Annotated in this window: 7 protein-coding genes; 3 read left to right on the forward strand and 4 right to left on the reverse strand. The window is 68.7% G+C overall.

The genetic code is table 11. The features are described 5' to 3' along the window. The first annotated feature begins 25 nt into the window (after nt 1-25). On the forward strand, nt 26-2167 hold the full coding sequence (locus tag OG598_RS04380) for an alpha-galactosidase (protein WP_328653126.1): 2142 nt from the start codon (nt 26-28) through the stop codon (nt 2165-2167). Between the two features lies 1 nt (nt 2168). Here OG598_RS04380 and OG598_RS04385 read toward each other — a convergent pair whose 3' ends face one another. Next, on the reverse strand, nt 2169-4631 hold the full coding sequence (locus OG598_RS04385) for a glycoside hydrolase family 2 protein (RefSeq protein WP_328653127.1): 2463 nt from the start codon (nt 4629-4631) through the stop codon (nt 2169-2171). A gap of 129 nt (nt 4632-4760) precedes the next feature. Continuing rightward, nucleotides 4761-6020 (reverse strand): ROK family transcriptional regulator, encoded by a 1260-nt coding sequence (locus OG598_RS04390; RefSeq protein ID WP_328653128.1) that lies wholly within the window; start codon nt 6018-6020, stop codon nt 4761-4763. 180 nt (nt 6021-6200) lie between these two features. On the opposite strand from OG598_RS04390, the gene OG598_RS04395 reads away from it, so the two are divergent. Then, nucleotides 6201-7688, forward strand: coding sequence for a cellulase family glycosylhydrolase (locus tag OG598_RS04395; protein ID WP_328653129.1), 1488 nt, complete (start codon nt 6201-6203; stop codon nt 7686-7688). Nucleotides 7689-7862: 174 nt separating this feature from the next. Continuing rightward, nucleotides 7863-9944 (forward strand): beta-galactosidase, encoded by a 2082-nt coding sequence (locus OG598_RS04400; RefSeq protein WP_328653130.1) that lies wholly within the window; start codon nt 7863-7865, stop codon nt 9942-9944. Between the two features lie 153 nt (nt 9945-10097). On the opposite strand, the gene OG598_RS04405 is transcribed toward OG598_RS04400, so the two are convergent. Both OG598_RS04405 and OG598_RS04410 read right to left on the reverse strand, forming a co-directional pair. Next, entirely contained in the window at nt 10098-11549 is a 1452-nt protein-coding gene (locus OG598_RS04405; protein ID WP_328653131.1) for a ricin-type beta-trefoil lectin domain protein, read from the reverse strand. A gap of 24 nt (nt 11550-11573) precedes the next feature. Beyond that, complete coding sequence (locus OG598_RS04410; protein WP_328653132.1) at nt 11574-12692, reverse strand: ricin-type beta-trefoil lectin domain protein; 1119 nt, start codon at nt 12690-12692, stop codon at nt 11574-11576. Nucleotides 12693-12753: the final 61 nt, after the last annotated feature.

Consider the following 12753-nt stretch of genomic DNA (forward strand, 5'->3'; position numbering starts at 1 on the left):
TGAACCGCTGGCCACGGGAGGCGCGATGAACGCCGCCGCGGACGACATCGTGCTGGACAACGGCCGTGTTCGGCTGCGGGTCACGGTCGTCGACGGGATCGCCCGGCTCGCTGAACTCGTCCCTTCGCATTGGGCCGGCGCAGACAAGCCGCCATCTGCCATGCCGTTGGTCGAGGTGTCCACGAGTCATGTAGGACCCGGCGGCCGTCGGCACAGCGAACGAAACGCGACCAGAGGGCTGCAATTTCAGTCGGCCGAGACGACACGGGTCCGCCTTGGTCCCGGTGCCGCGCCAGCCCAGCAACTACGCGTCGTGCTTGCCGACCCCGACACTGGTCTTCGCGTCGAATCATTCGCCGCACTGCTCGACGGCTCAGCCGTCGTCCGGACATGGTCCGGGGTGACGAACGCAGGAACTGCGCCACTTCTCCTGACGCAGGTCAGCTCGCTGGTCGTCGGTACCCTCGTCACGGACGCCGACGGTGCGTGGGACGAACAGATCCGGTTGTCCGTCCCCCACAACGTGTGGGGCGGCGAGTGCCAGTGGCGTGAGGCGAGTCTCGTGCAGCACGGCATCTACCGCACCTACCCGTCACACCAGCGCGAGCCCATCGGTTCCCGCCACAGCCTCCTCGTCTCCAATGCGGGGTCGTGGTCGACGTCCGATCACCTGCCGATGGGGTTGCTGCACGACACTGGGCGCGGGCTTGGCCTGCTCTGGCAGATCGAGCACAACGGAGCCTGGTGCTGGGAGGTCGCCGATTGGAACGGCGGCGTGTACCTGTTGGCCAGCGGACCCACGGGCGCGGACCACGAGTGGCGCGAAATCCTCGAGCCGGGGGAGCAGTTCGTCTCCGTCGCTGTGGCAACGGCCGTCATTGCCGCAGGTGGCGACGGTGACCTGCTCGACACGTCGATGGCCGAAATGACCCGGTACCGCCGCGCCGTCCGCCGACCGCACGCGGACAACGCGACACTACCGGTGATTTTCAACGACTACATGAACTGCCTCGAGGGCGACCCCTCCCAGGACAAAATCCTGCCACTCATCCACAGCGCCGCCGAGCTCGGTGCGGAGTACTTTGTCGTCGACGCGGGGTGGTACGCCGAGGACGGGAATTGGTGGGACAGTGTCGGCGCGTGGGAGGAATCCCGCGCCCGGTTCCCGCGGGGCCTACGGGAACTGCTCAACGAAGTACGCGGCCGCGGGATGGTCCCCGGACTCTGGCTCGAGCCGGAGGTCGTAGGCGTGCGGTCCCCGCTGGTGGGCGAGCTGACCGACGACATGTTGTTCTGCCGCGACGGCACCCGGCTGGAGGTCACCGGCCGCTACCAGCTGGATTTTCGCCACCCGGCGGTCGTGTCACGCCTCGATCGCGTGGTGGACCGGTTGGTCGCAGACTACGGCCTGGGCTACTTCAAGTTCGACTACAACATCGACGCCGGCCACGGGACCGACATCGGTTGCGACAGTCCCGGCGCCGGGCTCCTCGGGCACAACCGCGCGTACCTGAGGTGGGTCGCCGGAGTCATGGACCGCCACCCGGGCCTCGTCATCGAGAACTGCGGGAGCGGCGGGCTGCGCATGGACTACGCGACGCTGGCGCTGCACCCGGTGCAGTCCACGACCGATCAGCGTGACCATCTGAAGAATGCCGCGATCGCCGCTGCGGCGCCCACCGCCGTCACGCCCGAGCAAGGGGCCGTCTGGGCTTATCCACAGCCCCACTTCTCTGCCGAGGACAACGCCTTCACTGTCGCTGTATCGCTGTTGAGCCGCGTACACCTCAGCGGTCGGGTCGACCTGCTCTCACCGGAGCAGACAGCCCTCGTCGGCGAAGGGCTGGCCGTGTACCGGGCGCTGCGCGGCCGCCTGCCCGACGCTGTACCGCTCTGGCCTCTCGGTCTGCCTGGGTGGAACGACGACTGGGTGTCGCTCGCGCTCCGGACCGCCGATGAGACATACGTGCTCGTCGCGCGACGTGCCGGCGAACGGACCGCGGTGCTTCCGCTGAGGCACCTGTCCGGTCAGCTCTGCTCGGCCGAGGTGATTTTCCCGGTCACGTTACCCACGCACCTCGCCTGGGACGACGCCCGGGGCAAGCTGACCATCGAGCTTCCCGCGTCGCCCGCCGCCCGGCTCGTGCGGCTGCATCGGCGAAGGTGAACTATCGGTTCGTGGGCTTTTCATCGGCTCGGGCTGCCGTGTTGGCAGAGCGCAGCACGCGCGGATGCACCAGAGCGGACGGCTCGGCCAGGAACGCCGCGGTGCGCACGGTGAAGGCGTGGGTCTCGCCCGCGAGCAGCGAGATCAGCATGTCGTCCACGACCGCGTCGTCGATCACCTTGTCGGCGAGCAGTGCGAGGTCCCGGACGTACGAGGTGGCCCGCACGTCCACCCGGTAGCCGCCGACCACGGGCGTGACCTCGGTGGTGTAGGGCGCCGGGTCGTAGGCGAGGTCGCGGTCCTCGGCGAACTGGTGGTGGACGCGGACACCGCCGACGGCGGCGACCAGGACCTCGGTTCTCGAATCGACCGGCGTGAGCAGGTCGTCGGTCAGGTCGACCACGGCGACCGACCGGGGCGCGACATCGAGCGGCAGCTCGGCGGTCGCCAAGATGTCGCCGGTGAGGGTCTGCCGCGCCGCGCGGATCGCACCCGTCCACGGTTGGTCGTGATCGTTGACCGCGACCAGTGTGGGTCTTCCCTGACGGGGCTGTACGGTCAGCAGCCGTGGCGCGAACGCGTGCTTGAGCGCGTAGTAGAGGGGCTTGGGCCGTTCGTCGCCATCCACGGCGGCCCACGAGGTGACCGGCCAGCAGTCGTTGAGCTGCCAGACGAGGGCTCCAGCCGTCCGCGGCCACCACGAGCGGAAGTGCTCGACGCCGAACGCCACCGCCCGCGCCTGGTTGAGCTGTGTCGCCCAGTGCCACTGCTCGAAGTCATCCGGGACCGGCAGGTGCGGTGCGAGGCCCCGGTCCAGCTTGTCGTTGCCGTCCCCGGCCTTCTGGTGGAGCAGAAACGCGGGCGAGGAGGGCGTCAGCGGCTGGTCGTGGATCCAGCGGGTGAGGGTCGCCCAGGTGGGTGGACCCTGAAAGCCGAACTCCGCGCAGAACCGCGGGATGTGGTCGCGGTAGTGGGTGTAGTCGAGCTTGTTCCAGACGTCCCACTCGTGGCGGGTGCCGTAGCGCGCCTCGTTGGGCGGAAGGTCACCGGGGCTGTAGGGGCTTCCGGGCGCGTACGGGCGGGTGGGGTCCAGTTCGGTGACGAGGTCGGGCAGCAGTTCGGTGTAGTAGCCGAGCCCCCAACTGCGTCCGTCGAGGGCCTCCTGCCAGCCCTCCCAGTCGGTGTAGGCGGGCAGGTTCTCGTTGTTGCCGTTCCACAGCACGAGCGACGGGCGGGCGACCAGCCGGGTGACGTTCTCCCGCGCCTCGGCCTCGACCTCGCTGCGCAGCGGCTCTTCCTCGGCGTAAAAGGCACAGGCGAAGGGGAAGTCCTGCCATACCAGCACGCCCCGCTCGTCGCAGGCGTCGTAGAAGTCGTCGGTCTCGTAGATGCCGCCGCCCCAGATCCGCAGCATGTTCATGTTCGCCCCGACGGCCTGGTCGACGCGGCGGGCGAGCCGCGCGGGGGTGACCCGGGTGAGGAGGTGGTCGTCGGGGATCCAGTTGGCGCCCTTCGCGAAGACTCGGGTGCCGTTGACGACAAAGGTGAACGGCGTGCCGGTCTCGTCCGGCTCGGTGTCCACGGCGACGGTCCGGAAGCCGATCCGACGCCGGTCGGTGTCCACCGGCTCGCCGTCGGCCAGGAGCGTGACGGTCAACTCGTAGAGCGGCTGCTCGCCGTAGCCGACCGGCCACCACAGCCGGGCGTCCGGCACGAGGGCGGTGACGTGGGCGGCGTCGCCGGAGACTGTCACCCGTTCCTCGCGGTCGCCGACGGTCACCACCGCGGTGTAGTCGCGGTCCGCGGCGCGATCCACGTCGAGGTGTACGTCGACACGGCCGGTGCCGTCGGCGTCGACGGTGACCAGCGGGCGTACCCGGGCCAGCCGGGCGGTGTCCCAGCGTTCCAGCCGTACGGGCTTCCAGATGCCGGCGGTCTGCAGGTCCGGTCCCCAGTCCCAGCCAAAGGAACAGGCCATCTTGCGGATCGCGTTGTACGGGTGCGGGTAGGCGCGCTGGCGCCAGCCGAGCAGGGCCTCCATCTGTTCGGCGTGGGTGAGCGCGGACCACAGCGTCACGGTCAGCTCGTTGCTGCCCTCCCGCAGCGACTCGCGGACATCGAAGCGGTACCCGCGGTGCATGTTGGCGGTCTTGCCGAGCAGATGACCGTTGAGCGCGATGGTGGCGATCGTGTCGATGCCGTCGAAGACCAGCTCCACCCGTTCGCCCACGCGGGGCCCGGCGGCCTGGAACACCGTCGTGTACTGCCAGTCGACGCGGTGCATCCAGGTCAGGTCCGCCTCGTTGCGGTCCAGGTACGGGTCGGCGATGAGGCCGGCGGCCATCAGGTCGAGGTGGGTGCTGCCGGGCACCTGGGCGGGAATGTCCCGCTCGCCGAGGTTGCCCGGCACGGTGCCGCCGACGGCGCGCAGACGCCAGCCCTCGTGCAGGGTCGAGCGCGTCATGGGGCCCTCTTCGTCGTCGGCGGCAGGGACCAGAGTCGCGAAAGATCCTTACGCAAGTAGCCGAAGTAAGTCAACGAGTAGGGCCAGCGGGACGGTCATCGCCTACTGTGCGCGGGCCGACAGGAACTCTCAGTGGATCTCGGTCGTCCCGGCGGGCACCGGCCGTGCCTCGTCGTCCGGGCGGGGATGGCGCAGGGTCAACTCGCTCTGCAGGACGAGGACGGCTCCGCCGATTGCCGCTGCGTCCGACCCGTTGACCGACGGCACGATCCGCACCGGATGCGCCCGTCGCGCGAACATGCGACGATCCACCTCCTGCTGGATCAGGGTCTGGTAGATCGAGCCGGCCACCGCGAAGCTCGGCCCGGCCAGGACGATCGTGTCCAGATCGAACAGGCAGGCCATGGTGACGGCCGCGCCACCGAGATAGCGGGCCGACTGCTCGACGATGCCCCGTGCGCCGGCATCACCGGCGTTCGCCGCGGCGGCGATCCGCGCGAACTCGGTGAGGAAGTCGGCGGCGGTCGAGTCCAGGGCCAGTCGCTGGGCAAGCCCGGGTGTCGCCATGGCCTGCCGGACCATGGCCGACGGGCCCGCGTAGTTCTCCAGGCAGCCGACGTTGCCACAGGGGCACTCGTCGCCGTTGATGTCCATCGAGATGTGGCCGATCTCCACGCTGTTCGAGGAACTTCCCCGGTACACCTCACCGGCGACCACAACTCCGCCGCCGATTCCGGTGGCCATGTAGATGCAGCCATAGGTGCTGCGCGGGTCCACCGCACCCATCCAGTACTCGCCGATCGCGGCCGCTGCCGCGTCATTGTCGAGCAGGACCGGCAGCCCAAGAGTCTTCGCCAGCAGCCGCGCGACCGGGTAGTCGAGCCAGTCATCTGTCGGCTGCGGCGTCAACAGCACACCCGCGCGCCGATCCTGCGGCCCGTAGCTGACCAGGCCGACCCCCAACACCCTGTCGCGGTCCACGGCCGCTGTGGCCAGCAGCGCGTCCACCTGCGAGGCCACCAGGGGTAGCGCCCGCTCCGGCGGCATCGACGCCACGCCCTGAAACGATGTCCGGGCCACCTGCCGGCCCGCCAGGTCGACGACCACGATCACGCACGTGTTGCGCTCGAGTTGCACCCCGACGCTGTAGCGGGCCAGTGGATTGAGCTGCACCATGGTGCGTGGCTTGCCACCCGTCGGCCCACCCCGGCCAGCCTCGACCACCAGGCCGTCGCCCATCAGCTCACGCACGACCGCCGAGATCGTCGCGCCCGTCAGACCCGTCGCCGCCGCGAGCTCCACCCGGCTGATGCTGCGTGCCGCCCTGATCAGGTCCAGCACCAGGCCGCGAGTCTTCGGCCGGCTGGCCCAGATCGGGCTGCTCGCCATGGTGCCTCCCCGTTGTTCGCCCGCTTCGCCAGGCTACGTCACTTAAGACGTCAGTCGTCATCCGCGACCGCCCACCCGTGCCGTGAGCGCCGCGAAGGCGGTGTGTTGACTTTCGTAACCAACCTAATAAAGGATGTTTCGCAGCGCTCCCATCGATCTCTCACTCCCTGAGGAGATCAGATGAAACATCGACGTACACTGCTGGCCGCTGGCGCAGCCGGCGTGCTGGCGCTGGCTGGCATGGCAACGGCCAGCCTCCCGGCCGCAGCGGCCTCCACCGGCTGCTCGGTCACCTACACCGTGCAGAGTCAGTGGCCGGGCGGGTTCACCGCCAACGCCAACGTCACCAACCTCGGCGACGCGCTGTCGAGTTGGACGTTGACATTCGACTTCCCCAACGCGAGCCAGAAGGTCACCCAGGGCTGGGGCGCCACCTGGACCCAGGCCGGCCCCCGAGTGTCGGCCGCCAGCCTGAGTTGGAACGGATCGCTGCGCACCAACGCCTCGACCTCGATCGGGTTCAACGGCTCGTGGAGCGGCGCGAACCCCGTGCCCGCGTCGTTCGCGCTCAACGGGACCACCTGCACCGGGTCGGTGACCACACCGACGCCGAGCCCGACCACCACCAGCCCGCCGCCCAACGGAGCGGCGCCAAAACTGCATGCATCCGGCAACCAGATCGTCACCGCGGACGGCAAACCGTACCGGCTGCTGGGTGTGAGCCGCTCCGGCGGGGAGTTCGCCTGCGTGCAGGGCAAGGGCCTGTGGGACTCCGGCCCGGTCGACCAGGCGTCGGTCGACGCGATGAAGACCTGGAACATTCACGCCCTGCGCGTGCCGCTGAACGAGGAATGCTGGCTGGGCCTCAACGGCTCACCCAGCGGCGCCGCCTACCAACAGGGCGTCAAGGAGTACGTGAACCTGCTCGTCGCCAACGGCATCAACGTCATCCTCGACCTGCACTGGACCTGGGGCGCCTACCCCGACAGTCCGGACTGGCACTGCAAGGACGAGCACGCCACCTGCCAGAAGCCGATGCCGGACGCGCGGTACGCCCCCCAGTTCTGGACCGGCGTCGCCAACGCGTTCAAGGGCAACGACGCTGTCATCTTCGACCTGTTCAACGAGCCGTACCCGGACATGCCCGCCGAGTGGAACAAGACCCTCGGCTGGCAGTGCCTACGTGACGGCGGCACCTGCCCCGGCCTGCCCTACGAGGTGGCCGGCATGCAGGACCTCGTCGACACCGTCCGCGCCACCGGCGCCACCAACCTGCTCATGGTCGGCGGCCTGGAATGGACCAACGACGTGCGGGAGTGGCTGACCTACCGACCCAACGACCCGCTGAACAACCTGGCCGCGTCGTGGCACGCGTACAGCTTCAACGCCTGCGCCAGCGAATCCTGCTGGGACAGCCAGATCGCCCCGCTGGCGCAGCAGGTGCCGATCGTGCTCGGCGAGTTCGGCCAGGACAACTGCGGCTTCGACTACATGCAGCGCCTGGTGACCTGGGCCGACGCGCACGACCTGTCCTACCTCGCCTGGACCTGGAACCCCTGGGGCTGCACCAGCGGTGCCGTGCTCATCAAGGACTGGGCCGGCACACCGGAACCCGGCGTCGGCGAGGGCTACAAGGCCCACCTGCTGACCCAGAGCCCCTATCTGTAAGGAATCTCCGCGGTCGGCCAGCGCGCGAACGCTGGCCGACCGACGGCCCACCCACCCGGATCCGAGGGGATGGCATGCGTAAGGAATTTCAACTGGTGTTTCCCGTGGTAGCGGGCACCGCACGGCCGGTGTCCGGCGTGCGGCGCTCGACGCTGCCGACGGTGGAGGTCGGCGATGTCTGACCTCCCACGGCGTGTGCTGTTCGGGGCGGCGTACTACCACGAGTACCAGCCGTACGACCGGCTCACGACAGACCTCGACATGATGGCCGCGGCCGGCTTCACCGTCATCCGGGTCGGTGAGTCGGTCTGGTCAACCTGGGAACCCGAGGACGGCCGATTCGACCTCGACTGGCTTCAGCCGGTCCTCGACGGCGCCCATGAACGTGGAATCAGCGTGGTCCTCGGCACACCCACGTACTCGGTGCCCCCGTGGCTGGCTCGCCGCTACCCCGAGATCGCCGGGGAGCTACGCACTGGTGAGCGGATGGGATGGGGCGGCCGGCAGGAGGCCGACTACACCCACCCCGCCTTCCTGTTTCACGCCGAGCGGGTGGTTCGCGCGGTCACCGCCCGGTACGCCGACCATCCGGCCATCATCGGGTTTCAGGTCGACAACGAACCCGGCCTGTGGCTGTTCCGCAACCACGGCGTCTTCCAACGGTTCGTCGACGAGCTACGCCGCACCTACCACAGCGTCGACAACCTGAACCGGGAGTGGGGTCTGGTCTTTTGGTCGAACCGGCTGTCGACCTGGGAGGACCTGTGGCGGCCGGAGGGCAACACCCACCCGCAGTACTCACTGGCGTGGCGGCGCTTCCAGGCGCGGCTGACCACGGAGTTCATCGCCTGGCAGGCGGGCATCGTGCGCGAGTACGCCCGCCCGGGACAGTTCGTCACCACGTGCATCGACTACGGGCGGCCGGCTGTCGAGGACGAGGAGCTTGCCGGTCGGCTCGACGTGACGGCGGGCAACGCCTACTACGAGGTGCAGGACGCGCTGGCGCTTCCCGACACCCGAACGCCGAAGGACAGGTTGGAGGAGGGGGCCTGGACGATCTCCCAGCGCGCCGACCGCATGTGGAGCTCACGCCAGGAGCCGTTCCTGGTCACCGAGACGAACGCCAACCACCGGATCTCCCCGCACAGTCGCCCGGCCTACGACGGGCAGTGGCGACAGGCCGCCTGGGCCCTCGTCAGCCGTGGTGCGCAGATGATCGAATACTGGCACTGGCACACGATCCACGCCGGTGCGGAGACCAGCTGGGGCGGGATCCTTCCGCACAGCGGGCGGTCCGGACGTGCCTACCGGGAGACCGCCCGCATCGGTCAGGAACTCGCCACCGCCGGCGAACTCGTCGCCGGGCTGATCCCCGACGCCGACGTGACCCTGCTCCACTCCTCGCCCACCAGGTGGCTGATGCAGGAACACCCGCCGCTGGCCCGGCAGGACGGCAGTGGCGACCGCGATTCCTACCACGCGTTCTTCGACGTCTTCCACCGCGGCGCGTTCGACGCCGGGCTGCAGACCCGCATCGTCCACGCCAGCCAGCTGACGGCTCAAACCGTCGAGCAGGCTGTCGAGGACCACCCAGTGCTTGTGGTGCCGGGTCTCTACGTCGCCGAGGACGCCCTCCTGGACTGGCTGAAGGCGTACGCGCACGCCGGGGGGCACCTCGTCGTCGGCCCGCGCACCGGCTACAGCGACGGCGAGACGCGGGCGCGCATCGACGCGCAGCCCGGGCGCCTCGCCGACGCCGCCGGAGCGTGGTACGAGGAGTTCTCCAACCTGCTGACCGACGTGCCGGTGGTCGCACGGGACGCCGGGCTGACAGTGGACGGGCAACCGGCCGCGACCCGCTGGCTGGAGTGTCTGATTCCCGAGGACGCGACAGTGGTGGCCGGCTACGACCACCCACACTTCGGCCAATGGGCGGCCGTCACCACAAGGGTGGCCGGACGCGGCCGAGTCACCTGCGTCGGAGCGCTGCCCAACCTCGACCTTGCCCGCGCCATCATGCGCTGGCTCGACGCCGCACGATCACCCCAGTGGTGCGTCATGCCCGACTCGGTGACCAGCACCGGTGCGACCGCGCGCACCGGACAGCGGCTGCGTTTCCTGCACAACTGGTCGTTCACACCGGTGGACGTCCGGATCCCGGTCGCGGTCACCGACGTGCTCGACGACACTCGGTACGCCCCCGGAGACGACCTGCGGTTGGGGCCCTGGGACGTGCGCGTCCTCGTCGAGGACTGACATTCCTGCGGACTGTTTCGCCCCGGGTCGGTGGTTTCTCCCCACCAGACCCGGGGCGATTCAGCAGCTACACGTGTGGTGGGACGGTCCGGCGGGTGACGACCGCGGACCGGGTGCCGCGCCGACGGCACCCGGTCCAGCGTCACCGGTGCGTTACTGCCGGGTCCACTTCTGGTTGTTGCCGCCGGTGCAGTTCCAGGTCTGCACGGTGCTGCCGTTTGCGGTGCCCGCGCTGGTCACGTCCAGGCACAGCCCAGACTCGCGGCCGACGACCGATCCGTCACCGTTGAGGGTCCATTGCTGATTGGCGCCGCCGTTGCAGTCCCAGATCTGCACCCTGGCGCCCGCGGTGGTGGAGTGACCGGGGACATCGAGGCATTTGTTGCCGTAGACCTGCAGGGCGCCGTTGGGCTGCGCGACCCAACGCTGGTTGCTTCCGCCGTTGCAGTCCCAGATCGCCACCTGCGTGCCGTTGGCGGTACTGGCCGAGGGTACGTCGAGGCACCGGTTGGAGCCGACACCCCGCAGCACGTTACCGGAGCCGGTCGGCGGCGTCGTCGGGCCGTCGAGTCCCCAGCCGTGCCGGAGCCGGTCGAGCCCGGACTGGTTCGTGACGGTCAACGACAGGTTGGTGCCGCTGCCGGTCAGGGACGTGATGGCGCAGGAGGCGTTGAAGCAGGGGCCGGGGCCCTGGGTCTGGTTGGCTTCTTTGACGCCGGTCCAGAGCAGCGAGCCCATGCCCAACTCTCGTACTGTGTCGGTGAGCGCGTAGAAGTACGACACGTTGTTGTTGCCGTCGCGGGGCCCGTTGTAGTTGACGCCGGTATTCATCGGCACGCCGAACTCGGTGAGTATCGCTCGATCGGCGTACCCGCAGAGGCGGGCCTTGAAGCTGTTGATCCACTCTGCTTCGGTCGGGTGGGTTTCGCCGCCCAGCGTGTACATGTGGATCGACAGCAGGGTTCCGTTCAGTCGGGAGTCGGCGCCCACGGCGCACAGGTCGATGTCTGACCAGAGCCCCGGAACCACGATCCGCCCGCGCGGGATGCTCGAGTAGCGCTGGAGGAACGCGGCCGCGAGGTTGGTCAACTCGGTTGCGCTGTACCCCCACGGTTCGTTCACGATGTTGAAGTAGAACCGGCTGTTGCTGCCGTACTTGGCGATGACCGTGTCCCACATCGTGTAGAACGCGTTCATGTCGCTGATCCGGCCGCCGGTCGGAGGCCAGGGCGCGATCATCACGTTCATGCCCATCGCATTGGCCGCGTCGTACGCCGCTGTCAGGCTGCCCCACCACGGCGACGCCGTGGTCTGCGGGTTGATCCCGAACCGGACCGTGTTGGAGCCGAAGCTCTGGAATCCCCGGAGGATCGCGGTGGCCTTGGTGTAGGTCGTGGCGTAACTGTCCGACTTGGACAGCCCGATCGGTACGTTCTCGTCGTACAGGAAGTTGTCCCTGGTATCCGCCCAGTTCACTCCCCGGAACTGGCTGGTGGCGGCCTGCGCGGGTGCGCTGGGCGCCACATACAGGCCGAGTGATCCCAGCAGCACTGTGGCGACAGCGCCAATCGAAGCAAGACGCCACAGGCGTCTACGTACAGTCATGACATCCTCCATGTCAGGTGCCGGTTATCCGAGGCGCCATTGTTGGTTGCTGCCGTTGGTGCAGGCCCAGAGTTGGGCGAGGGCGCCGTTGGCGGTGGAGCCGCCGTTGACGTCGAGGCAGAGGCCGGATTGGGCGCCGGTGATGGTGCCGTTGGTGTTGACGTTCCATTGTTGGTTGGCGGTGCCGGTGCAGTCCCAGATGATGACTCGGGTGCCGTTGGTGGTGCCTTGGCCGGCGGCGTCGAGGCATTTGTTGCCGTAGACGCTGAGTTGTTTGCCCGGGGTGTGGGTGAAGCGTTGGTTGGTGCCGCCGTTGCAGTCCCAGATCGCGAGTTGGGTGTCGTTGGTCTGGGAGGCGTTGGGGACGTCCAGGCACCTGCCCGCGCCGACCGCGCGGACCGGAGCGCCCGTGACCGGCGGGGGCGTGGGGGTGACACCGTTGAGCGCCGAGGTCAGTGGGCCGAACCACTTGGCGGCGATCTTCTGGTTGCCGGAGTTGTTCGGGTGGACCCCGTCGCCGGTGTCGGCGGCGGTGTTGAAGCCGGTCCACTGGTCGACCACCGTGATCGGCGAGGCCGCTGTCGTCTTCGAGGCGGCCCAGGCGGGGATCGCGTTGTTGAAGGTGACCACGCGCTGACCGCATTGCGAGCAGTTGCTCGGGTTCATCGGGAGGATCTTCGCGACGAGGATCTTCATGCTGGGGTTGCTGGCCCTCATCTGGTCCACCAACCGGCTGAAGGCGCTCAGGATGGTGGCCGGGGCGATGTTGCTCCAGACGTCGTTGGTGCCCAGGTGCATGACGACGATGTCGGGTCGGGTGCTGGACAGCCAGCCGGGCAACTGGTTCTGATTGGCGATGTTGGTGGCGAGATAGCCGCCGTGGCCTTCGTTGTCGCCGTCGTACGCGACGCCGCAACCCTGCGCGGGGAGTGTGCCAACGAAGTCGACGTCCCTGTAGTTGGCGTTCTGCAACTGGTTCCAGAGCAGAGCACGCCAGCAGCCCGGGGAGCCGGTGATCGAGTCGCCCAGCGGCATGACCCGTACCGGTGCGGCGGCTTGGGCTGGCCGGACCGCGACAAGCGCGGTGGCCAACAACAGCACGGCAAGAAGACCGTGGAGATAGAGGGGGAACCTACGAAGCATGGGATAACTCCTCGCACGTCACGGGAGGGATCTGAGCTGTTCGGCCGGGCGTCCGCGACGC

The sequence above is a fragment of the Micromonospora sp. NBC_00330 genome (assembly GCF_036136635.1).
Classification (GTDB): Bacteria; Actinomycetota; Actinomycetes; order Mycobacteriales; family Micromonosporaceae; genus Micromonospora; species Micromonospora salmantinae.